Origin of the sequence: Thalassobacterium maritimum (genome assembly GCF_031127805.1) — a bacterium.
In the GTDB taxonomy this organism is placed as follows: Bacteria; Verrucomicrobiota; Verrucomicrobiia; order Opitutales; family Coraliomargaritaceae; genus Thalassobacterium; species Thalassobacterium maritimum.
The window spans coordinates 14,566-38,015 of record NZ_JARXHW010000009.1 but is presented as its reverse complement, the minus strand read 5'-3'; the positions used below and the strand labels follow the sequence as shown (position 1 = coordinate 38,015).

Genomic DNA, 23,450 nt, shown 5'->3' with positions numbered 1-23,450 from the left:
TATTCCGAATAATGTTACCAATACTGACAGCACTCGTCCCGACTATACTGCTCGGACTCTGTATTCTATTTCTGATGGCTCGTTTAAAAGACAAGTCGAAAGCCATCGCAGAACTAGAGCAAAAGTTAGATGCGTCCGCACTCAACATCATTCGTCGCAATGCAAGCCAGGAGCCCGTACCCTCTAAAAAGATCACGAAGCCCGCACAGCCAGAGCCCAAGCCAGAAGAAGCCTCAAAGCCCGAGCAATTACCGGAGTCAAAGCCCGAACCCGAGCCCGCTTACTTCGACAGCTCCGACTCACTGCTAGCCACCCTGTCACATGAATTAAAGACGCCGCTCAATGGCATCATGGGCATCGCTCAAGTATTACGCGAAGAGGATGATTCATCTGACCAACTCATAGAACTCGAGGGCTGTGCCCACCACATGCACTCCGTCCTGCATACATTGACGAATCTCGCACGTATCCAAAACGAAAACGAGTTTTTACCCCAGTATCGCGAATGGGTCTCCCTGCGCGACACCATTGAGCAGATCCGCGAAGATGTCGCCTTCCGGGCAAATGGTCGCCAGATCAAAATTCAAACAGAGCACGAAAACAATCGCTTACGCTTACGTGGAGACAGCGATCACATCAGCACCATTATTAAATCAGTGGTGCTGAGCTCCATCGAAGCTGTGCCCATGACGGGACTCCCCGAAGAGAAGCACACACTCAAGATTAGCTGGAAAAAACAAGATGACGCCATTGAGCTCAGTGTAGTCAACCCCCTTGAAGTCATGGAGGAAGATCGCGAAGCTTCTGTGCACGAGATCTTGAATATCGCAAGCGGCAAGGAACGAAGCCGTATCAAAATCGAGTATCTACACCTGGCCGTTGCCAAAGCCTTAGTCGGATTCTACCAAGGCACGGTGCAATCGGAGCAAATCCCAGAAGGAGGCGTTCGCAGTACCCTAAGATTTACCATGGAACATATGATCGCCTCCCCCTCTGCCGCCAAACCGATCGGCGGTCTACGCGTGCAAAGCGGTAAAAGCGGACTCAAAACACTACGAGAGCTACCAGAGAAGCTGAAAGTGCTCGCCGCTGAAGACGACCGTGCCAGCCGCAACTTAATCGTCATGCTACTCAAAAAGATGGGGCAAGAAGTCACCGCGGTGGAGAACGGACAAGAAGCCATCATCGCCCTGCAGCAAGACCCCAGCTTTGACGTCCTCCTCACAGACGTGGATATGCCAATCATGGATGGAGTCGAAGCAACCATGGCGATTCGTAGCGGCCTTGCTGGCGACGAAGTCAAAGACATCCCCATCATTGCCGTCACCGCCTTTAACGTAATCTCCGACCGTAGTCGCTTCAAAGAAGCCGGCATGGAATATTACCTGCCCAAGCCTGTCGGCCTCAAAGAAATGCGCGCCACTTTATTAGAAATCGTCAAAAAGAAGAAAGAACAGTCCTAAGCCGCGCTAGAAGCGGCGACAATGATCGACCACATCCGCACACTCGCGGTTCTCTCGCACATCGTGCACGCGAATAAAGTCAACGCCCGCCTGAATCCCCAGCGCAGTGGTGGCCAAGGTGCCACTCAAACGTGCCTTCGGATCTTTTAGATCCAGCAATTTTGCGATCATCGATTTACGTGAAGCACCGAGCAATACGGGGTAGCCCATCGCAAGCAACTCCGGCAGGCGACGCATAATTTCCCAATTCTCCTCGTAAGTCTTCCCAAAGCCCAAGCCGGGATCGAGTAGGATCGCATCATCCCGCACTCCAGCCGCTTTGACACGCTCGATCGAGCACTGCAAAAACTCTTGAATCGCCAACATCACATCGCCGAGGCCCGCCTCTTCCGCGGGGCGGTTATGCATCAACACACACGCCCCCCCTGCAGCCATCACCTCCGGCATGCGTGGATCACGCTGCGCGCCCCAGACATCGTTCACGACATCCGCGCCTGCAGCTATGGCCGCCGCAGCAACCTCCGCCTTTGAAGTATCGATCGAAATCAGAGCATCCGTATGGGGCCTCACCTTCTCAATAAAAGGCACCACCCGTGCGATCTCCTCAGTCGGCGAAACAGGTATATAGCCCGGCCGCGTTGATTCGCCACCGATATCAATCATCTCCGCCCCCGCCTCAACCATCGCATGGAAGTGCAAGACCGCCGCATCGAGGTCCACAAAGTCCCCTCCGTCCGAAAAAGAATCGGGGGTCAGGTTTAGGATACCGACAAGGTGCGTCCGCGCCCCCAATGTCAGCTCACGGCGAGCCGTTTTATAGAACGAATGATTTCGCATATCAACCCATCGGGTAAGGATATTTCGCCGAAATCGCGTCGATCTTTTGCAGCGTTTCATCACTCAGCTTCAGACCTGCCGCGGCCAAGCTCGGCTTGAGTTGCTCACTTGAGTTCGCACCAATAATAGTCGAAGCCACAAAGTCGTGCTGTTTACTCCAAGCCACCGCAAGTGTGACCACATCGATGTTGAGCTCCTGCGCCAGTTCGATCAGCTCCGCGGTGGTCGCGAGGCTCTTATCATTAACGAAGCGCTCCGCCATCTGCCGCTGGCGCTCGCCTCCAGTCTGTAAATACTCCGAGAAGCGCGCCCCTTGCGGACGCGCACCATTGTTGTATTTCCCGCTCAGCACACCGCCGCCGATCGGCGAGTATGGCAACAGACTGATTCCCTCGCGGCGACAAATGTCGGCGAGGGCATCTTCAAAGCGCCGGTTATTAATCGAAAAGTTGTTTTGAATCGTCTGGTAGCGTGCATAGCCATTCTCCTGGGCCACCTGATTCGCCTTCATGGTGCCCCACTCCGTTTCATTGGAGCTGCCGATCACCCGCACTTTGCCCTCTTCTTGCAGTTCGGTCAGTGTTTGCAAAGTCTCTTCGTAGCCGAAGTCATGATCCGGCCAGTGCGTTTGATAAAGGTCCACATAATCCGTCTGTAAACGACGTAAGCTGCCCTCGATCGCAATACGAATATGGTGACGATCCAGCGCCGTCTTGCCTGAGCGAATCGGCGGCACAAACCAGCCATGCCCTGGGCCCACCACCTTGGTAGCCAGCAAAATCGAACTACGATCCTTCCCTTTTAACCACTTGCCCACAATTTCCTCGGTGCGATTCACCCACTCCGCCTTGGGCGGCACCGGATAAATTTCCGCCGTATCGAAGAAATCGATGCCCGCCTCGTAGGCCTCATCCATAATCGCAAACGATTCGCGCTCATCCAGCTGCGAACCGAAAGTCATCGTGCCAAGGCAAATTTCAGAAACGACCATGCCGCTACGTCCTAAACGTCTTTTTTCCATGCCTAGAGCTATGCAAAGCTTTATTCAAAACACAAATGCATATACGCCTTGGTTCTAAATACGTCAGCTATGGGGATTGGGCGTCCCGCCCAAAGTCACTCCGCCCGGCAACGAGCACGACGCAACAAGGCGGGACGCCTTGACTCCAAATGCGCCAACCATGGAGATTGGGCGTCCCGCCCAAAGCAACTCCGCCCGGCAACGAGCACGACGCAACAAGGCGGGACGCCTTGACTCCAAATGCGCCAACCATGGAGATTGGGCGTCCCGCCCAAAGTCACTCCGCTCGGCAACGAGCACGACGCAACAAGGCGGGACGCCTTGGCTCCAAATACGCCAGCCATGGAGATTGGGCGTCCCGCCCGAAGTCACTCCGCCCGGCAACGAGCACGACGCAACAAGGCGGGACGCCTTGACTCCATATGCGCTACCTATGGAGATTGGGCGTCCCGCCCAAAGTCACTCCGCTCGGTAACAAGCACGACGCTACAAGGCGGGACGCCTTGGCTCCAAATGCGCTACCTATGGAGATTGGGCGTCCCGCCCAAAGTCACTCCGCTCGGTAACAAGCACGACGCAACAAGGCGGGACGCCTTGACTCCAAATGCGCCAACCATGGAGATTGGGCGTCCCGCCCAAAGCAACTCCGCTCGACACTCATCGCTCGAATATCGTGTAATCCCCTGCCGGTAAGCGAGCTACAGACGGATTCTCACGCATATAGCGCAAGCAATGCTCAAAGTGCGCTCGGCTACGAATTAAACGATCCCAATAACCGCGCTGCCAGAGCTCCCCTCGTGCCCCGGTTAACTTATTCAGCTCTTTTGAGGTATAGCTTTTCCATGAATGCAGAATTTCCTCAATCAAGTAGCCCTGCATTGGCTGAAATACAATATGCACATGATTTGGCATCACCACAAAGCCAGCAACCGTGTAACGATCTCCATCAAAAAAGCGCAAAGCTAGGCAAACAATACGCCGAAGCGCGGCCTGCCGTAACAGGCAACTGCCCATCCCACGATCCAACCAAGACTCCATACGCTCTGGAAAAAGTTCGTTATACTGATCCCAAACCCCTTGCGACCAAGGCGAAGGGTGTTGCGCCATCCAAACCTCCCGTTCCGCTTTCCACTCTCTCAACAAATCAAGAGGTAAAGAATCCGCCAAACGCCAAGTCGTAAAAACGTAAGCAGAACCCTGCTGCCAATGTGGCAAGGTTGAGCCGTGTATCCGAATCGCACTGTAAGGATTAAAAAAATCCTGCATAACACTCACATAACAAAAAAATACATATAAGTCGAATCCAGATTCCACTCAGCACGACGTAGCAAGGCGGGACGCCTTGGCTCCAAATGCGCCACCTATGGAGATTGGGCGTCCCGCCCAAGGTAACTCCGCTCGGTAACGAGCACGACGTAGCAAGGCGGGACGCCTTGGCTCCAAATACGCCACTCATGGAGATTGGGCGTCCCGCCCAAAGCAACTCCGCTCGGTAACAAGCACGACGCATCAAGGCGGGACGCCTTGGCTCCAAATGCGTCAACCATGGAGATTGGGCGTCCCGCCCAAAGCAACTCCGCTCGGTAACAAGCACGACGCATCAAGGCGGGACGCCTTGGCTCCAAATACGCCACCCATGGAGATTGGGCGTCCCGCCCAAGGTAACTCCGCCCGGTAACGAGCACGACGCAGCAAGGCGGGACGCCTTGGCTCCAGATGCGGCACCTATGGAGATTGGGCGTCCCGCCCAAAGTCACTCCGCCCGGTAACGAGCACGACGCAACAAGGCGGGACGCCTTGGCTCCAAATACGCCACTCAGGGAGATTGGGCGTCCCGCCCAATATAAGACACGAATTTCATCTCGCGCGAATCTGCTGTTGCCTCGGACTTCAGGAGGCTTCAGCGTTTACACCTTAATTCTTTTAAAAACTAGGGCGAAACGAGGGGACTCTCGCAGCGCCACCATACAAAAGCACAAAAATGTCCGAACTTACACGCGCACAAAAAGACGAATTTATCGAGTTTATCGCTTACCTATGCGATGAGGCAGCCAAGGAGATCCTTCCTCACTACGGCCCAGACGTAGAAATCGAGCGCAAGTCCGACGCCACTCCGGTGACGCTGGCTGACCGTAATGCAGAAAAACGCATCCGCGAGATTTTGGCCGAGCGCTATCCTGAGCACGGCATTATCGGCGAAGAATACGGCCGCGAACGCGACGACGCCGACTTCGTATGGGTGCTGGACCCGGTCGATGGCACCAAGTCCTTTATCTCTGGCGTGCCGCTCTTTGCGACACTGATCGCTCTCATGTATAAGGGCCGTCCTGTCATCGGTGCCATCAACCAACCTGTGCTCAAGCAAATGGTGATCGGCGATTGTGAGACCACCACTTTGAATGGCAAACCGGTCTCTGGCCGCGAGGCTTGCTCGCTGAGCCAAGCCACACTCTGCACCACCGACCCGATCCGCACGACTCTGTGGCAAAACAAGGCCGACTGGAGCGCACTCCCTCCCAAGACTGCTCTCTACCGCTCATGGGGCGATGCGGGTGGCTATATCCTGCTATGCTCAGGCTTCATCGATATTATGTGTGACCCGATGATGGAAATCTGGGACTGTGCCGCCATCCTCCCCTGCCTCGAGGGTGCGGGCTTTAAAGTGACTGGCTGGAAGGGCGGCGACGCCTTCGACGAGCGCTGCATTATCGCCGCCAAGGCTCCGCTCCATGACGAGGTCATGGCCACACTCTACCCTGCAAACTAAGCAGGCGACTCCTTGAAGCTGTAAGTCGTGCCTGCTCTGCTTAGACATATACAATCCGGTCTGAGCGCCGCGAGAGACTACAACACGCTCAACTTCTGGCCGCTACGACGGTCACTGCAAGGTTATCAAACCAGCTACTTCGCTGGCGATCTGCGAGCAGGGCTCAACGTTGCCCTGCTCGCATTCCCCCAGGGCATGGCCTATGCCTTAATCGCAGGCCTGCCGATTCAGTACGGCATCTACGGATCCGCCATCGCCGCGATGGTCGCCCCAATTTTTGCCAAGAGCCATTTGATCACGCTCGGGCCGACCAATGCGACTTCGGTCATGCTACTGAGCGCCTTTGCTAGCTTGGGCATTGTAGGCGCCGAGAAGCTGGGCATGGTGCCGCTGCTCATATTCATGGTGGGCTTTTTCATTGCACTGGGAGCCTACTTCAAGGTGGCCAACCTGGTGCAATACATCTCGCGCTCGGTGATCACAGGCTATATTACGGCGGCCGCCTTACTCATTATCACCAACCAGATCCCGAAAGCTCTGGGGCTGGAAATGCCGGGTAAAGGAGCCACTTTTTACGAGTCGGTCATGCTGATGTATCAATCGATCGATACCGTGCATTGGGCGACAGTGGGCGTGAGCCTAGTCACTGCGGCACTCTTTTTCGCTCTCAACAAAAAGTTTAAATCACTACCCAATGTGGCGATTAGTCTGCTCGCAATTTCGGCACTCACCGAGTTCGTAGTCGAAAAGCTACACATCAAATACCTGGACCGCTCCAGTGACATTCAATTTCTTCCAGGTATCAATGCGGCCAACTGGTCATTCCAAGCACCCGATTTTTCGCTGAGCAGTATTCATACATTAGCCAGCCCCGCGCTGGCAATTGCGCTATTGTGCATACTCGAGGGCATCTCGATCGGCAAATCACTGGCGGCCAAGACGGGGGCCCGACTCGATGCCAACCAAGCGATGTTCTCCATCGGCATGGCTAATATTGCCTGCGCTTTTTTTTCAGGTATGCCCGCATCGGGCTCGCTGACCCGCTCCACCCTCAGCGCCACCAGTGGCGGGCGCACCGTATTAGCCAGTTATATCAGCGGTGTGATCGTATTCATCGGTGCTTTTGCACTCGGCCCCTTTACCGAATATATCCCACAGTGCACCTTAGCGGTGCTCGTCATCGCGATCGGCATATCACTCATCAATAAGCATGCGATTCGCATCGTCACCCGCACCACCAAGTCGGACGCTGCGGTCTTTGCGACGACATTTGGCAGCGGCCTTTTCATGCCGCTCGACACCGCGATTTATGTGGGTGTCGGCACTTCCATCGTGCTCTTTCTCAAGAAAGTCGCCCGCCCGGAGATGGTGGAATACACCTTTAACGAAGAGGGGCAATTAGCTGAAATGCACCAAGAGGGTAAGCGCTCCGTGCCACAAGTATCGATCGTGCACGTGGAAGGGGAACTCTTCTTCGGCGCTGCCGATCTATTTCGCGATCAGATGCGCCGCATCTGCGAAGAGCCCAACCTCAAGATCGTGGTGCTCAAGATGCGCAACGCTCACAACTTGGACGCCACCGGCGTGATGGCCCTAGAGGAACTGCTACTTTATATGGAGGAAAAAGGGCGCTACCTGATCCTAAGCGAAGTGAAAGCTGGTATGATGCGAGTGCTTAAGCAGTCGGGGCTCTACGAGCAGATTGAGGCACGTAACATCTTTACCGACGAACCCAACAACCCGACCATGTCCACGGCGAAAGCACTCAAGCGTGCCAAGGAACATTTGGGCGACACCCAGGCAGACGTCTCTATCTACGTGGACCCCGTGATCGATAAAACTAAACAAGGCGAACGTGTATAGCTACACACAGCTGTCAAAGCCCCACTGAGTGCTCTAATCCTTGCGCAGGCCCGCATCGACCTCGCTCTGCTCGATATTTGCCTCACGCTCCGTCAAGGCATCGAGACGCTCGATCAATGAGTTTTCACTATCGGTCAAATAGTTTGCTCTCGATTCCAATGCTTGCGCTTCTTCTTCCAATTTTTTCATGCGAGCTTCCAGCGCGGCTTCGCGCGCTTCCACACTCTGCGCACCAACTGGCTCATGCGCCGTGCCAAAGGGCGAGCGAGTTGCCGCGGCCTGAAGCTTTGTCATTTCAGCTTTTTGACTTTCAAAATTGCGACGGTCTTCGGCCAGTTGCCGCTTCAGCGCGCTCAGCTCGCTCTCCTTAACACGCAACTCCTCCGCCTTAGCTGCGGCGACTTTGGCATCATAGGCGCTGGCACTTTCATTGGCACGCTCAGCGGCCACAATCTTCAGTTGCTCTAACTCTGCCTCAGCTTGCTCCACGCCGGTCAAACGCTCGATCACAAGCTCCTCGGCCTGTTTAAGATCTACACTCCGCATCTCTAGTTCGCGCCGATCATGCTCCAAGCTCTTACGCTCTTTCTCAATTTTCTCTTCCATTTCGAGCACTTCTTTGCGGCGTTGCTCGATGTATTTTCGTTCAGAGGCGGTCAGTTTACGTTGCGGTTTCTTACGCAGTGGCTGTCCACCACGCGCCTGCGATTCAATTAAATAAGGCACCACCAATGAGGTCCAGACAGCGAGGTCACGGGCTTTTAAAGCATGCTCCTTCCCCTTGGAATCCAACAGTAGCACTTTTTGCATATCGTAGGACTTGATACGAGCGGGTTCACGGATGGCTTGGCTAATTAGACGCTTTGAATCTGTCAATGCCTTGGCGGGTGGCACAATGCACAAAAACGCGATATTAATGCCGATAAAACCAAAAAACAAACCACCCAATGCAGCCAAGATACCACTCTCAAAGCCCCAATAGACCACCAGCGCCATCACTAAACTCAACACGCCGACCAACAGTGTCGCCACAGCAATACGCTTCGCCGAGTAGCGCTCATAGAAGCGCTCGATCGACTGTTCTAAAAGCGTAATTTTATCGAGCTTCGCCATCAGTCAATGGATGCTAAATCATAAATCGCATAACCTGCCATCAAATTGGGAAATTTGGAGCATTCACTGCGCCAATCTCCCGATAGATAGACTTTATCTTCAATCACAATTCTGCGGGCATCGCAATAATCTTCAAACTCTGCCACAGAAAACGGATTCGTCGGCATGGACTCATACCACGGCTTCGGATACACTTCGTTCACAGTGCGCCGCCCTTTAAACAGCACATTCAGACGGTTCAACCAAAAGGCCTTATTCACAAAGCCCACAGCAACTCGACGCCCGACGCGCAGGCCCTCGGCCAGCACAGCATCGGCATCATCCAACTGCTCCACGGTACGACTAAAAATCACGCGGTCAAAGGCATCGTCCGGAAAGGTCGCTAGCATCGAGCGAATATCGCCTTGGTAGGCAGGCACTCCGCGCTTTACGCAGCTGAGAATTTTATCCAGATCGATATCCACCCCGACTCCATAGATCGACTTCTTCTGCTTCAAATATTCCAACAAGACCCCGCGCCCGCATCCGAGGTCGAGCACGCGGTCTCCCTCATTCACCCAGTGGGCAATGATCTGAAAGTCAGCTTGGCGCTTTTTATCAATAGGCTTCATAACTGATTAACGGCTAAGGAATCGGTGCATCAATTCGTAGAGTTGAGGCGCACGTAAGAGAAAGGAATCATGCCCAAAATCCATCGCCAGCTCGGCGTAGGTGGCGTCCTTGCCCAGACGCAAGAGGGCCTCCACCACTTCGCGATTGCCCTGCGGCGGATAGAGCCAGTCGGAAGTAAAACCAACCACCAAACCAGGCGCTGTGACGGAACTGAGCGTGGCGTCGAGTGATTCAGGACTGTGCAAATCAAAGCGGTCGAGCGCTTTAGTCAGGTACAAATATGTGTTCGCATCGAAACGCGTCACAAAGCTGGCACCCTGATAGCGCAGATAGCTTTCGACCTCGAATTCGACTTCGAAATGCTCCCGCGACTGATCGCCCGAACGACGCTTACGCCCAAACTTACTCTCCATGCCCACATCAGAGAGATAAGTAATGTGCGCCATCATCCGCGCCACGGCCAGCCCTTGCGCGGGTCCTTGGTCTGGCTCGTAGTTGCCCTCCTTCCACTCGGGATCGGAGATAATGGCTTGGCGCCCCGTATCGTTAAAGGCAATTGCTTGTGCAGTATGACGCGCCCCACTGGCCAACGCGATATAGCGCCCGAGCCGATCCGGAAAATCAATCGCCCATTGCAAGGTTTGCATGCCTCCCATGCTGCCGCCGATCACGGCGTGCAGACGGTCGATTCCAAAGGAATCAATCAGCAAGGACTGCGCGCGCACCATGTCGCGCACGGTCAATTTCGGAAAATCAAGATTGTAGGGTTTGCCGGTTTCCGGATTGATCGAACCTGGCCCGGTGGAGCCTTGACAGCCCCCCAGCACGTTGGAGCAAATCACAAAGTAACGCGTCGTATCAATCGGCTTGCCCGGGCCTACCATAAAGTTCCACCACCCCTGCTTGCGCTCATCGATGCCATGCACGCCCGCGCAGTGGTGGTCACCACTCAGGGCGTGACAGATCAAGATTGCATTATCCTTGGCTGCGTTCAGATGGCCATAAGTTTCATAGCGCAGCGTCAGCTCAGGGATGCTGCCCCCAGATTCGAAATTAAACGGCTCTTTGGAGACAAAATCCTGATACTCAACGAAGCCGACCTCTCCCTCATCAGAGATTAGCGGCGCTTGTTCGGAATCATTCATATGCAAATTTACTTAAACCAGATAGCGGTACACGCAGAGTGCAGTCAAATCCAGTTAAAAAGGGGCCCAAAGCGGCTCACACATATTTTTGACAAAATCAATCCACCGCACCGCTCTGCGCGAAATGAGCTGCACTTACTGAAGTGGCCGAAAACGGACGACCTTTAAGTTATTCTTGGGGCGAACATCTGCATTAGGGCTCGCTGGCAATACTCTCGCCGCCAAGCTTAAAAGTTCGTCGCTGCCCTTGGCAGGAATCAAGGTAAAGACTTTACGCGTCGTCGTCTGCCCCGGCCCCAGTGCATTCAGTATATAGCTTACAGGCTCCGCCTCCCCGATAAAGACTTCTAGCTCGGCACCATTCATCCAAGCCGTGCCACGGTTTTGCACCGTCACCTCAATCGGCATATTGGTGCCCGGCAAAGCACGAGGATCGAGATAAATATCCGCCAAGGCAGCATCAACGATGCCGGCAGTCGTGCGCTCACGCAATCGATCCCAATCGAGTACACCTGCACCATAGACTGGATCCACGCCAGGTGCGCCTTGATCATTTAAATAGCTTTGCAGTAGTTCCACCGCCTGCTGGGCAGGCAGGGCAGCCTCCCCGGAAAGTAAGGAAGCTAAAGTGCCCGTCACAAATGGAGCCGCCGCCGATGTGCCGGAAAAGAGCATCGTCCCTTCGTCCTCCTGTGCCGTCAACACACCCACCCCGGGCGCAGCAAAATCAATCGCATCGGACTGATTAGGAAACAAGGCGTATTGCCCCTGAGCATCTACAGCGGTCACTGACAGCACTTCGGAATACGCAGCCGGATAAGGCATGCGCCCATAGCCATCGTTGCCCGCCGCAGCCACCATCAGCACCCCGCTCGCATGCGCATATTGAACCGCGGCACGCAAGACGGTGGAATCTTGATAAACACCGAGGCTCAAATTGATCACCTGTGCCCCGCGATCGACCGCCTCCACAATGCCCTGAGCCACATGATAACTATTGCCCAGCCCCTGATCGTCCAGCACCCGCACTACAAAGAGCTCGGTATCAGGCGCAATACCTTCGTACCCGGCAATAATCGAAGCCACCGCAGTGCCGTGCGCGGCACCGTCCCCGCCCACGCCCCCACCGACTAAGTCTAGCTGCTGCATCGAAACTTCATCAAATTGTGGATGCGCTTGAATACCCGAATCGAGCACCGCCACCAAGACCCCCTGCCCCGAACCTGCTAGCGGCCCGCCCGTAATCATACGCGCTGAAGTTGCAAATGCGGTCAAACGTGCAAGTGCCTCGGGGTCTATTTGCACAGGCGGCAGTGGACTCTCGACCTGATATGAATAATCGGCCTCCGCACCAAAATCACCCGGCTTGGCAACCGCCAGTGCTGGCTCTGGAATACGCACGGTCAGCAAGCTGTCAATTTGCCCCAGTGGAGCAATGCCAGCCGCCGCCAAGGCCTGCAAATAGGTGAAATAATCTTCTCGTGAACCAAAGCGAAGTAGCAACTCGCCCTGAATTGCGGCGCTCGGGTAATCTACAGCTGCCAGTTGAGGGGCCTCGTTCCATGGCTGCGCTAGAAACTCGCGAGCATCTTCCGACGAGCCATTCTCAACCGACTTTACAGCCTCTGGCTCTGAAACTGTTGAGAAAGCAAGGGGTCGCATGCTCGACAAATAGTAACCAATCAACCCTCCTAGGAGTGCCAGCGCCATAAATGTCCAAAGCGTTCGAGATAATTTCATATGTATTTAATCTAGACTCTCAGCCGATAAAGACAACCGTCTATGCATCCGACCAATCATGCGTATTTTATGCCTCCAACATGTGCCATTCGAAGGACCTGCCGCCATTGCAGACTGGGCCCATTCGCGCGGACACAGTCTCCACTGCCACCTCGTATTTGAACAGGGCACACTGCCCGCGCTCGATCGCTTTGATCTCTTGTTGGTCATGGGCGGGCCGATGAATATTTACGAAGTTGAAGCACATCCATGGCTTATCGCCGAAAAGGAACTGATAGTTTCAGCCATCGCTGCAGGTAAATACCTAGTCGGCATTTGCCTAGGGGCTCAGCTGATCGCCGATGCGCTCGGAGCGGCTGTCACTGCCGGCCCACAAGCAGAAATCGGCTGGTACCCCATCCAATCCGAAGAAAAAGCTCCCGCATGGCTTGAGCTGCCCGAGGAGCTGCGAGTGCTTCACTGGCACGGCGATCGCTTCGAACTGCCCGCTGGCGCCACCCGCATCGCCTCCAGCGCTGCCTGCCCCAATCAAGCCTTCCTCTACAATGAGCGCGTATTAGCCTGGCAATGCCACCTCGAAACCACCAGCGAGAGCTTAGCTGCGCTCATTGAGAATTGCAGCGACGAACTCGCGCAAACAGGCCCTTACCTGATGACCGCCGAGCAGCTACAAGCCGAACCGGCCCACACCTATAATCAGATGCGGCAGGCATTATTCAAGATTCTGGATGGCATGACGGCTCCCTTAGAAGTGATTGATTGGGGCCGGACGGATTATGAAGACGCCTTTGCCCGCCAAAAAGAACGCGTCGACCTCAGGCGCATGGGCCAATGCCGCGACGCACTCATCCTCACCGAGCACTCGCCCGTTTACACCATGGGCATGCGTAAAGATGCCGCACAGCACCTGATCTGGGCCCAAGCAGAATGCACCCGCTTAGGCATCGACGTGGTTCAATCCAACCGTGGGGGCGATATCACCTATCACGGGCCGGGACAGCTCGTCGGCTACCCGATCCTCTCCCTACGCCACCGGCGCGACCTTCACGCCTACCTAAGGGATCTAGAAGAAGTCGTCATCCGAACGTTGGCCACTTACGGCCTCCAAAGCGCTCGCCGCGAGGGCAAAACAGGCATCTGGATCGACAACCAACGCAAGATCTGCGCCATCGGTGTAGCAGTGCGCTCCTGGATCAGTTATCATGGCTTCGCACTCAATGTAAACCCCGACATGAACCACTTCAGCGGCATCGTGCCCTGCGGCATTACCGACGGCACGGTAACCTCTCTAACTAATGAACTCGATAAGAAGGTAGACATAGAAGAGGTAAAAACGCGATTAGCAGTTGAATTTGAAACAGTTTTTGGGAACACTGCGCGACAAGATGGATAACCGAAAGCCAGAATGGCTGCGAGCCAAGCTCCCTACCAGCCGCGAATATAAAGAAGTGCGCGAGATCGTTGATACCAATGACCTGCACACAGTCTGTAAGAGTGCCCAATGCCCGAACATGGGGGAATGTTGGTCACGAGGCACCGCTACCGTGATGATTCTCGGTAATATTTGCACCCGCTCATGTCGCTTCTGCGCGATTCAAACCGGCCGTCCCACCGAGCTCGACCTGGGCGAACCCGCTCGCGTGGCCGAGTCGATTGCGCGCATGAACCTTCGCCACGCCGTCATCACCTCCGTCGCCCGCGACGACCTGAAAGACGGCGGCGCCTCCGTTTGGGCCGCCACCATTCGTGCCGTGCACCACCGCTCACCTGAATGCGCCGTCGAAGTGCTGACCGCCGATTTCCGCGGCCAACAGGAATACCTGGACGTAGTGCTCGACGCTTGCCCCGACATTTTCAACCACAACCTTGAGACTGTGGAACGCCTGCAACGCCCCATTCGCAAGACTGCTCGCTACGATCGCTCGCTGTGGGTATTGGAACACGCGAAATCGCGCGGCTTCATCACCAAGTCCGGCATCATGCTGGGCATCGGTGAGAAAGAAGACGAAATCAAACAAGTACTGACCGACATGGCCAAAGTCGGCGTCGACGTGCTCACCATCGGACAATATCTACAGCCTTCCAAGAAACACGCCAATATCGACCGCTGGGTCACGCCCGAGGAATTTGCGCGCTGGAAGGAGTTTGCCTTGGAAGTCGGCTTTGGCGCCTGTGAATCAGGCCCCATGATCCGCTCCTCTTACCATGCCGACAAGCAGTCCGACATGTTCGACGTGCGCGCACGCCGTCGTCAAATGCTCGCCGAACAAGCAGCCAATAAAGAAGAGGCCGCTCTCAGCGAAGTCTAGAGCACTCTGCGTTTACTTAGACGCCCCGCTGCCGTTATAATCAATTTCATCAATTAGAGACTCCTAGGAATAAAACAATACCCGCGAGGCATAGGCAAAGCACACTGCAAAAGGGGCGGATTTTATTTAAGGACTTGATCGTGATCGGGTAAGGCACCCGCTTGGCAAACCAAAGCGCCAGCAAGGTAAATTGCCCCCACCACCAAGTCACCCCGATGAAAGCGCCCAACAGTACGCTTGGCACACTCGCCCACTCGGCGGGTGCATTGAGATAGGCCCCCGTCGCCAGCAAAATAGCCATGGCTGCAGGTAAGCGCATCGGCATCGCAAGCGATTGAGTGAACGCACGATTTAACATCAACCACGGCTTCGGCAAAGCCGGAGCATCGTCGACTCGCTCAACACGCTTGGAACGCAAAAATTTGAAGGCCATATAAGTCAGCACAAATGCGGCAAACAAATGCATACCGAAATGAATGAAGGGCAAATGCGCCGACATCATCATTAAACCTGGCACTGCCACCATCAGCCAAAAAAAGTGCGAAAGCCAAAAGCCCAGCCCCACGGCCAGCACCTGCGCTCGAGTCCCCTGCACGCCCACCTTGGCCAGCCACACCGTGCCCGGAAAGAGTGTGAGCGAAAAAATGAAACCCGCAGAAATACCTTCGATCATAACAATAAGGTACTAGTCAGCACTGCCGTCGCAATGAGTAAGATGCACACTCATCACGATCGCTTCGAAATCAATGCGCCCAACCAGCGTGCGGCAATCAACACGCACACCAAAGTCGCGAGAATGAGGCAGCCCACATTCAACGGCCAGCCGGAGAACGCGCAGTGAAATGCCACAATCCCAGCCGTCGTCACAATCATCGTCATTGGAATCCAATCACTGTGCCAACGACGAATCTGAATCGCGCGATAGCTTGAAAGAAAAAAAGGTGCCGCCCCCAGCAGCAGCGTGAAACACAAGCAAATCAAGCCCAACAGGCTTAGCAGAGCCTCGCCCTCCCCCAGATTTGCAGCAGCGAACTGCTCGTAGGCCGCCAATAGAGCGACATTTCCTGTAAAAACGAGCGTCAAGAGACAGCGCAAGGCCAGCGGTGAGATACGCGGCCCCGAGCCCGGTGCCGACGGTGTCGAGCGCATGCGATAGCCGAATTTAAACAACTCAGAACCCAACACCGAAAGATCGAATTCAGAACGCCGCCATTCCAGCGTCAAAGAGTGCTGCGACAAACTCGCGGTGGCTTGCACACAGCCATTCTGGCTATTCGCGAGACGCTCCACCAACCAAGCACAGCCCATACAGGACATACCTTCGACCTCGAAGACAGCTCGACCCGACTCACTGCCAGCCTCGACCTCGACCTGCGCACGCCGCAGCGCCAAAGCATCGACCTCAGTTAGTTCACGGTCTTTAAGCGGCTGCGCCACACGGTCCTGCAAGCGATAATAATCCCCTAAGCCCTCCTGCTGGATTAACTGATATACCTGCTGACAGCCGGCACAGCAAAAGCCATCCACACCCGAGCGCTCAATAGTGTAGGGCGTCGCGCAATGCTTACAACGGTGAGTCGTCGAAGCCACTAGACTAAATCAAAGCGCTCAATTCCCTTGCGCACATCGGAAAGGAAGGAAGCAGCCCCCACTCCATTGATCCAGCGATGGTCAAAAGTCAGCACTAGGGAAACCACTTCCATGGTCTCGCTCGTTTTAGATTTGGGATCAGGAAGCACATACGGAGCTCCGATGAAGAGTGTCGCCAATGAAGGTGGCACGACAATAGGGATGGCCGAGCGCACATTATAAGCGCCCATACTAGAGATGCTCAAAGGCACCCGATTCTTAGACTCAACCTCACCATGACGCGTCCGGCGTAGTGCCTCATTGAATACATCCGAAAAAGCATCCCATTCGAGTGCATTCGCATGTTTGACGACTGCAGTCTCCAAGACATCACCTGGTAGCGCAACAGCTACTCCAAGATCGAAACGATCTGGATCATACACCAATTCATGGCCACGCACAACCGAGGCAAAGCGCTCGTGCTTCTTCATAGCTTGTAAGACCGCCCAGGCAGACATGGTCGCCGTCGAAAGTGTGCCTCCCGGCGTCTTCTTACTACGCAAACGGGCGTCTCGAACATTCTCCCAGCGACAAGTCACTTCAATAGTTGCTGGCACAATGCCCTGTAACTGCTTCACCGCTTCAGGTGATAGTCCCCCCTGCTGACGCTTGAGCCCTGCCTCAGGCTGCGCCTCAGACTCGGACGCTTCTGCTGCGACTGCAGGCCTCGACACTGCAACAGAATCAGGCTCACCCCCCTGCATCTGGAGCGGAACTAAATCCTGACCCACTTCAACCTCATCTCCCTCCGAGATCAACCAATCACCCAGCACTCCATCTTCATCACTTTCAATAGGGAAGACTGCCTTATCTGTTTCAACTTCACAAAGTGCGTCATCCGCTTGCACAGCATCCCCACTTTGCTTGAGGATAGATACCACTCGTGCCACGCGAATACCTTCGCCCAAAATCGGCACAGTGATCATTTTACTAGAGCTAAACGGAGCCGATTCTTCTGAAGCAATCATATCTGAGGAGTCTGTCACAGAAGCACGCATAGGAGCGGGTGCACGCGCTTGTTCGAGAGTGGTTTGAAGTGTGGATGCAAGTAAGCGCTCAAGTGCCGCCGCCACTCGTTCGCGATCCGGCAAGGCCGCATACTCGTAAATAGGATTAAAACCGACATGCACATCGGCCTTCGAAACAATGACAGGCGGACTTTTTAAACTACGTAACACGTCCTCATCACTACACATTTCCGCGACAATCATCTGCCCAACGCTGCCACTCATATTGTCCTCCTGCACGATCATCAGGCGCCCAGTCTTTTGCACCGAGTCTGCAATCGCCTCACGATCCCAAGGCTGAATCGAGCGTAAGTCGATCACCTCGACATCCACATCCCCCTCCATGGTCTCCAGCGCCTCGTCAACCAATTCGACGCAATTGCCCCAAGTCACTAAAGTCACCAGCAAGCCTTCACGCACAGTGCGTGCCACGCCCAATGGCACAGCTGCCACCTGCTGAACGCGTTGCTCCGCCCACATTAAATGCTTGGGCAGTAATATGATCGTCGGGTCCTCGCCATGCAAAGCAGTCCAAAAGAGCCCTGCCGCATCGGCCGGTGTAGAAGGCACCACCACTCGAATACCAGGCACCCGAGCAAAGGAGCCCTCTCCAGATTGGCTATGCCATAAAGCTCCGCCAGGCAGATAGCCACCACAAGGCGCATAAATCACAAGCGGGCACTTCCATTGTCCAAAGCTACGCCAGCGAAGTGTCGCCATATTGGAGACCAATTGATTCCAACCGGGGTAAATAAAATCAACAAACTGAATCTCAAAACAGGGCCGCTTGCCATAGGATGCCAGCCCCACCGAGACTCCCATAATCGTAGACTCGGCTAGCGGAGAATTCACTGCCCGCAATGGATCCTTCTTGGAAAGACCCTTCGTCAAATTAAAGACCCCGCCCTTAGGATCGGCAATGTCTTCGCCAAAGAAGACCACCTCAGGCATCGTGTCCATCGCACTGTGGAAAGTCTGATTCACCGCATCCAAAATCCGGCACGACTCGCCCAGCTCGAGTTTGGGCATCGCATCCGGAGTCGAAAGCGCCCCATGCAAGTGCAAGTCACACTCTTCAGCCAAGGGATCCACGTCCGCGCCGGCGGCTTTATAAGCAGCTCGCATCTCCTCACGGATCTCCTCTTCCAGAGCTTTCGCACTGGCCTCTGTTAAGAGACCATCCTTGATCATGGCTTGCTGAAAGATTGCAATCGGGTCACGAGCGTGCATCGCTTCAAGCTCATCTGCAGCACGATACATCCGCTGATCATCCGCACTTGAGTGATTTGAAAAACGCTCGACATCACACCAAATAAAGGCAGGCCCCTGGCCCGCACGTGCATGCGCCACCGCCACCTTTCCAGCAGCCGCAACAGCTTCTACATCACTGCCATCGACTCGCTGCCACTCCTCAGCATTTAAAACTCCCAGCGCAATGGGATTGGTTTCCGCGGTCGAAGTGCTAATCGCGATGCGATTGTCTTCCACCACAAAGACCATGGGCAATTTGCGCTCTTTCGCAAAACAAACCGCCTCAAAGAAATCTCCCTGCCGCGCCGACGCCTCTCCCAAAGAGGCATAGACGACGCCATCCTTGCCATCTAACTGCATCCCCCAAGCCGCACCGCAGGCGGGTAGTAAATGCGCCCCAACAGGGGATGGATGACTCCAAATATTCAGTTTACGGTCACTAAAGTGCCCCGTCAGCTGACGCCCGCCACTGGAAGACTCTCGTTTGGCATAGAACGCCAATGCCATGTCACGATCCGTCAAGCCACGCTGCAAACAAAAGGCGCGATCCCGATAATAAGGAAATGCATAATCCTCTGGCTCCAGCTCCAGCGCAAGCGCCGCCAAAGCCTCATGCCCCATGCCTGAAATGTGGAACCAGCCCTTGCCCTGACGAATCAAACTCTGCTCCCGCAAGTCGCCAAGACGACTGCGCCACAGCGAACGCAAGAGTGCGAGGCGTGTAGCTGGTTCAAACTGAGAAGTCGCTTTAGATGCTGGTTTCGACATGAAAAGTAAGAGTGAATTACCCGCAGTTAATACATTAAAAGTGAGGCATTCAAAGGATCACTAAAGGTATCTCGCCCACTGCTAGCAAGTATGAATCATACTTCAATCAAGACCTCCAGATACGTAAAGGCTCGAGCGCCTACCAAACGCTCGAGCCAACTACTACCCTCTATACTAACCAAAGTTGAGAGCAGTTTCCCAAATTAGTTGAACTAATCAAGTTTTTTCTTTGATTTAGACATTCTAATCAATAGGGCTAATTAGCTGAGTTAGAAAAGCTAACTCAAGGACAGGCAATGCTGTAAAATAGCGGCTTTTAACCCCCAAATAGGCCATTTATCTCAGCTCACAGCGTCAGTCGCAGCTCATAAGAAGTTGCCGCCAACCACATCCGCAGCATAATAAGCACCCTCAACACCCAAAATTTTGATGGAAACCCACAGTCTGCCCAAGATCCATAATCAATTGATTGCGCTTCAAAACGCGCTCGACGTCAGTGGAGTGGGCTATTGGCAGATCGATAGCGAGGATCGAATCGAGTGCGATGCCCACAGCAAAGCACTGCTCGGCATACACCCCACGGATTCGCTGCGAGACTTAACAGAATTCCTAATGCAGATCGAAGAATCGCAGCATGGTAGCTTCCTTGACGCATTGGACCGTGCACGCACGAGTAATCAGCCTGTAGAACTCAATTTACTACTAGAAAAACCACTCAAAGGCCGTAACGCGGGCTTCAAACTCTCCGCCCGCGCCTGTCAGCTACCCGGGGAGCCCAATACTTACTTATGCGGTCTACTACAGCCCCTGCCAGAAAGCGCAGTCGAAGTCGAAAAACGATTCCAATCCGCACTGGCTGAAGCGCGCGGTGCGAATGTAGAACTCGCGAACTTCGCTTCCATCGCTTCACACGACATGCGAGAGCCTCTGCGCATGATCACCAGCTACCTGCGCCTACTCCAAGAGCGTTCACCCGCAGCGCTGGACGATCGTGCACGACGCTACATCAAATACGCATGCGACGGCGCCGACCGCATGCGCACCCTCATCGAAGACCTACTCAGCTACGCACGCCTAGAAAAATCGGATAAGGACTTCGAACCCCTCGCCTTAGATGACATCATGGCCAATGCCATCGACAACCTCAGAACTAATATACGCGACACCCATGCCGAAGTCACTGTAGCCATCGATCACGCCCCGATAGTCATAGGCGACAGTGTGCGTCTTACACGTCTTTTTCAAAATCTGATCGCCAACGCGATAAAGTTCAACCGTCCTCAAAAAACGCCTCAAGTGCGCATCACTTTCAACGATGGGGAGCACGTACAGGCGCCGCAAAAATGGATCATTAGTATCGAAGATCAAGGCATAGGCATCCATCCAGACCACCACGAAATGCTCTTCAATCTCTTTCGTCGCCTCAATACTCACGACGAATTCGACGGCTCAGGCATTGGACTCGCTGTCTGCAAAAAAATCGCCCAACAACACGGCGGACTCATCTGGTTTGAATCCAACTATGGCCACGGCAGCACCTTTTACGTCGCACTCAATAAAGCCGATGCTCAAAGCTTGGCTTAGAGTTAGATTTCACTTAAGATCAAAAGATAAAATTGACGCCTATCATGCCGACTGCCGAATCCAAGATCATCCAAATACTCCTATTTGAAGACAATGCAGCAGATGCCGACCTCGTTGCCGAATACCTCGACCTTTCTAAGCTAGATTTCACCATGACTGTCGTGAAGCGCTTAGCCGATGGAGTCAGCCAACTGAAGGCGCAACGCTACGATCTCGTCCTGCTCGACCTAAGCCTCCCCGACAGCCAAGGAATCCATACCCTGAGCACAATAATGGAGACCACTAGCGAAGAGGTCATCATTGTACTCACAGGGTCCGATGACGAAGAACTCTCGCTCGAAGCCCTTAAAGTCGGCGCGCAAGACTACCTCAATAAAGATCGGCTCAATAGCGAAGTACTACGCCGCTCCATTCGCTACGCGATTGAACGCTCCAATTTGCTGCATCGCCTAGAAACACATACAGCTGAGATACAGTATCGCGAATCACTCTTACGCCATATATTCGACGCCAATTCCGATGCCATGCTGATTCTCAGCAAAGCCTACGAAATCAAGTTCCTCAACCCCTCCGCGGGCAGCCTACTCGAAGCAAATCCCGAGCAACTCGTCGGCGAAATCTTTCCCTTTGAAGTTCAGAGTAACGAACCCACCGAGCTAGAGATCCCCGATCAAAATGATCTCACTCGCGTAGTCGAGCTTTCCGCGGTCGATCTAATTTGGGAAGGCGAAAGTGCACTGCTCGTCATCTTGCGCGACATCACACAACGCCGACAAGCGGAACTCGCACTCCAACGTGAGAAAGAACGCCTTTCCGTCACCTTGGATTCGATCTCCGATGCCGTCATTGCCACGGACCCAAATGATCGGGTCGAACGGCTCAACGAGGAAGCCGCAGACCTCATCGGCATATCACAAGCAGACGCCGTCGGCCGCCCCCTCGCAGAGGTGCTCAAACTCAAACACCCCAAGACCGGCAAGCACCTCGCAGACCCAACCGACGCTTTAATAGATCCAGACTTTGGCGAAGTGCCCTCCAAGCTGGGTATTCAACTCGAAAGAACCAACGGCGAATGCATCCACGTTACTGCAGACACTCGCTGCATCGTCAATGAAGATGGCGAACGCCATGGATGCGTGACCATATTACGCGACCTGTCTCAACAAAAGAAAACTGAAGACGAACTCTTTAAAGCTGAGAAGCTCAATTCCATTAGCCTGCTAGCAGGTGGCATCGCACACGACTTCAACAACATGTTAAGCTCCATCCTAGGAAACATCTCGATGGTGAGGATGGAACTCGACGACGATCACAAACACAGCACAAAGCTGGGAGCTGTCGAGAAGGCTGCCCTACAGGCGAAATCACTCACCCAGCAACTGCTCACCTTCTCCAAAGGAGGCGCCCCCGTGCTGGAAGTCACTACCGTTTCAAAAATGGTCGAAGAATCGGCCCAATTTATCCTGCGCGGATCCAACGTAAAATGCAGCGTCGAGAAAGATCCCGATCTCTGGGCAGTCGATGCGGACAAAGGACAAATCAGTCAAGTCGTCAACAACCTCATCATTAATGCCGACCAGGCCATGCCCAACGGGGGCAGTATAAACATCCATCTGCGCAACCTGCAAGTGCGCCACGCCGAAATCCCTGCCCTACCATCCGGCCAGTATGTGTGTATCGAAGTGACCGATAATGGAACTGGCATTTCCTCCGAAAATCTTAAAAAAATCTTCGACCCCTACTTCACCACTAAAGAACGCGGCAACGGACTCGGACTCGCCTCCTCTTATTCCATCATTCATTCACACAAAGGCACGATCACCGCTGAATCTTCAATTGGCAATGGCTCAACCTTTCGTGTCTTTCTGCCGAAGAGTCCGCATAGCCTTCAAAAGAAAACAGAAGCGCCGAACACCCAAACAAAAGAACCGGCCAAAGAGAAAATCCATCGCGGCAAAGGGCGCATCCTAGTCATGGACGACATGGAAGCCATGATGCGAGTTGCCGGTGAAATCCTGAGCTTACTCGGCTACCAAGTCGAGTATTCAACCAACGGTGACGAGGCGATCGCGGCATATAAAGCAGCCAAAGAAGCTGGCAAACCATTTGACGCCTGTGTCTTCGACCTCACCGTGCCTGGCGGCATGGGCGGCGAAGAGGCGGCCAGTATATTACTTGAATACGATCCAGGCCTCGTCGCCATCGCATCCAGCGGCTACACCACCTCGAATGTCATGTCAGACTACAAAAACTCGGCCTTCAAAGCTGTTGTGCCTAAGCCGTATCGAATTAAAGAAATGAGCGACGCATTACACCACCTGCTCAACGGGTAGAATGCTGC

The 23,450-nt window shown here is 54.1% G+C and carries 17 protein-coding genes; 7 read left to right on the top strand and 10 right to left on the bottom strand.

Going from position 1 to position 23,450, the window contains the following annotated elements:
* Window positions 1-11 precede the first annotated feature (11 nt).
* Window positions 12-1,463: a response regulator gene (locus QEH52_RS05710; RefSeq protein ID WP_308949134.1), complete on the top strand. Its 1,452-nt coding sequence runs from the start codon at window positions 12-14 to the stop codon at window positions 1,461-1,463.
* A gap of 6 nt (window positions 1,464-1,469) precedes the next feature.
* Here the strand turns inward: QEH52_RS05710 and folP are convergent, their stop codons facing one another.
* From folP to QEH52_RS05695, 3 genes are all read right to left on the bottom strand, one after another.
* On the bottom strand, window positions 1,470-2,300 hold the full coding sequence (gene folP, locus QEH52_RS05705; protein WP_308949133.1) for a dihydropteroate synthase: 831 nt from the start codon (window positions 2,298-2,300) through the stop codon (window positions 1,470-1,472).
* A 1-nt stretch (window position 2,301) separates the two neighbouring features.
* Entirely contained in the window at window positions 2,302-3,321 is a 1,020-nt protein-coding gene (locus QEH52_RS05700; RefSeq protein ID WP_308949132.1) for an aldo/keto reductase, read from the bottom strand.
* A 657-nt stretch (window positions 3,322-3,978) separates the two neighbouring features.
* Window positions 3,979-4,587 carry a transposase gene (locus QEH52_RS05695; RefSeq protein WP_308949131.1) on the bottom strand — a complete coding sequence of 203 codons (609 nt, stop codon included), beginning with the start codon at window positions 4,585-4,587 and terminating at the stop codon, window positions 3,979-3,981.
* Window positions 4,588-5,302: 715 nt separating this feature from the next.
* On the opposite strand from QEH52_RS05695, the gene QEH52_RS05690 reads away from it, so the two are divergent.
* On the top strand, window positions 5,303-6,088 hold the full coding sequence (locus QEH52_RS05690) for an inositol monophosphatase family protein (protein WP_308949130.1): 786 nt from the start codon (window positions 5,303-5,305) through the stop codon (window positions 6,086-6,088).
* A gap of 27 nt (window positions 6,089-6,115) precedes the next feature.
* The gene (locus QEH52_RS05685) at window positions 6,116-7,951 is read left to right on the top strand and encodes a SulP family inorganic anion transporter (protein ID WP_308949129.1); all 1,836 of its coding nucleotides are present in this window, start codon (window positions 6,116-6,118) and stop codon (window positions 7,949-7,951) included.
* Between the two features lie 33 nt (window positions 7,952-7,984).
* Here QEH52_RS05685 and QEH52_RS05680 read toward each other — a convergent pair whose 3' ends face one another.
* The 4 genes from QEH52_RS05680 to QEH52_RS05665 form a co-directional block, all read right to left on the bottom strand.
* Window positions 7,985-9,064, bottom strand: coding sequence for a hypothetical protein (locus QEH52_RS05680; protein ID WP_308949128.1), 1,080 nt, complete (start codon window positions 9,062-9,064; stop codon window positions 7,985-7,987).
* Window positions 9,064-9,675, bottom strand: coding sequence for a methionine biosynthesis protein MetW (locus tag QEH52_RS05675; RefSeq protein WP_308949127.1), 612 nt, complete (start codon window positions 9,673-9,675; stop codon window positions 9,064-9,066). Before QEH52_RS05675 ends, QEH52_RS05680 begins: the two co-directional genes overlap by 1 nt.
* A gap of 6 nt (window positions 9,676-9,681) precedes the next feature.
* The gene (gene metX / locus QEH52_RS05670; RefSeq protein WP_308949126.1) at window positions 9,682-10,821 is read right to left on the bottom strand and encodes a homoserine O-acetyltransferase MetX; all 1,140 of its coding nucleotides are present in this window, start codon (window positions 10,819-10,821) and stop codon (window positions 9,682-9,684) included.
* A gap of 135 nt (window positions 10,822-10,956) precedes the next feature.
* A complete protein-coding gene (locus QEH52_RS05665; RefSeq protein ID WP_308949125.1) occupies window positions 10,957-12,561 on the bottom strand; it encodes a S8 family peptidase in 1,605 nt (534 codons plus the stop codon).
* Window positions 12,562-12,619: 58 nt separating this feature from the next.
* Between QEH52_RS05665 and lipB the strand changes: the two genes are divergently transcribed.
* Window positions 12,620-13,954: a lipoyl(octanoyl) transferase LipB gene (lipB, locus tag QEH52_RS05660; protein ID WP_308949124.1), complete on the top strand. Its 1,335-nt coding sequence runs from the start codon at window positions 12,620-12,622 to the stop codon at window positions 13,952-13,954.
* The gene (gene lipA / locus QEH52_RS05655; protein ID WP_308949123.1) at window positions 13,947-14,870 is read left to right on the top strand and encodes a lipoyl synthase; all 924 of its coding nucleotides are present in this window, start codon (window positions 13,947-13,949) and stop codon (window positions 14,868-14,870) included. The genes lipB and lipA overlap by 8 nt, the downstream gene beginning before the upstream one ends.
* 49 nt (window positions 14,871-14,919) lie before the next feature.
* Here the strand turns inward: lipA and QEH52_RS05650 are convergent, their stop codons facing one another.
* From QEH52_RS05650 to QEH52_RS05640, 3 genes are read right to left on the bottom strand one after another with little or no spacing between them, the layout of a single operon-like run.
* Entirely contained in the window at window positions 14,920-15,543 is a 624-nt protein-coding gene (locus QEH52_RS05650; protein ID WP_308949122.1) for a LysE family transporter, read from the bottom strand.
* Between the two features lie 53 nt (window positions 15,544-15,596).
* Window positions 15,597-16,460, bottom strand: a complete 864-nt coding sequence (locus QEH52_RS05645) for a heavy metal translocating P-type ATPase metal-binding domain-containing protein (protein ID WP_308949121.1) — start codon at window positions 16,458-16,460, stop codon at window positions 15,597-15,599.
* Window positions 16,460-19,525 (bottom strand): thiamine pyrophosphate-dependent enzyme, encoded by a 3,066-nt coding sequence (locus QEH52_RS05640; protein WP_308949120.1) that lies wholly within the window; start codon window positions 19,523-19,525, stop codon window positions 16,460-16,462. Before QEH52_RS05640 ends, QEH52_RS05645 begins: the two co-directional genes overlap by 1 nt.
* A gap of 429 nt (window positions 19,526-19,954) precedes the next feature.
* On the opposite strand from QEH52_RS05640, the gene QEH52_RS05635 reads away from it, so the two are divergent.
* Window positions 19,955-21,109, top strand: coding sequence for a sensor histidine kinase (locus QEH52_RS05635; RefSeq protein WP_308949119.1), 1,155 nt, complete (start codon window positions 19,955-19,957; stop codon window positions 21,107-21,109).
* A 44-nt stretch (window positions 21,110-21,153) separates the two neighbouring features.
* The gene (locus QEH52_RS05630; RefSeq protein ID WP_308949118.1) at window positions 21,154-23,442 is read left to right on the top strand and encodes a response regulator; all 2,289 of its coding nucleotides are present in this window, start codon (window positions 21,154-21,156) and stop codon (window positions 23,440-23,442) included.
* The last annotated feature ends 8 nt before the right edge of the window (window positions 23,443-23,450 follow it).

Coding starts and splice junctions, on each gene's coding strand:
- QEH52_RS05710 (WP_308949134.1), top strand. CDS start 12: ATGTTACCAATACTGACAGCACTCGTCCCGACTATACTGCTCGGACTC.
- folP (WP_308949133.1), bottom strand. CDS start 2,300: ATGCGAAATCATTCGTTCTATAAAACGGCTCGCCGTGAGCTGACATTG.
- QEH52_RS05700 (WP_308949132.1), bottom strand. CDS start 3,321: ATGGAAAAAAGACGTTTAGGACGTAGCGGCATGGTCGTTTCTGAAATT.
- QEH52_RS05695 (WP_308949131.1), bottom strand. CDS start 4,587: ATGCAGGATTTTTTTAATCCTTACAGTGCGATTCGGATACACGGCTCA.
- QEH52_RS05690 (WP_308949130.1), top strand. CDS start 5,303: ATGTCCGAACTTACACGCGCACAAAAAGACGAATTTATCGAGTTTATC.
- QEH52_RS05680 (WP_308949128.1), bottom strand. CDS start 9,064: ATGGCGAAGCTCGATAAAATTACGCTTTTAGAACAGTCGATCGAGCGC.
- QEH52_RS05675 (WP_308949127.1), bottom strand. CDS start 9,675: ATGAAGCCTATTGATAAAAAGCGCCAAGCTGACTTTCAGATCATTGCC.
- metX (WP_308949126.1), bottom strand. CDS start 10,821: ATGAATGATTCCGAACAAGCGCCGCTAATCTCTGATGAGGGAGAGGTC.
- QEH52_RS05665 (WP_308949125.1), bottom strand. CDS start 12,561: ATGAAATTATCTCGAACGCTTTGGACATTTATGGCGCTGGCACTCCTA.
- lipB (WP_308949124.1), top strand. CDS start 12,620: ATGCGTATTTTATGCCTCCAACATGTGCCATTCGAAGGACCTGCCGCC.
- lipA (WP_308949123.1), top strand. CDS start 13,947: ATGGATAACCGAAAGCCAGAATGGCTGCGAGCCAAGCTCCCTACCAGC.
- QEH52_RS05650 (WP_308949122.1), bottom strand. CDS start 15,543: ATGATCGAAGGTATTTCTGCGGGTTTCATTTTTTCGCTCACACTCTTT.
- QEH52_RS05640 (WP_308949120.1), bottom strand. CDS start 19,525: ATGTCGAAACCAGCATCTAAAGCGACTTCTCAGTTTGAACCAGCTACA.
- QEH52_RS05635 (WP_308949119.1), top strand. CDS start 19,955: ATGGAAACCCACAGTCTGCCCAAGATCCATAATCAATTGATTGCGCTT.
- QEH52_RS05630 (WP_308949118.1), top strand. CDS start 21,154: ATGCCGACTGCCGAATCCAAGATCATCCAAATACTCCTATTTGAAGAC.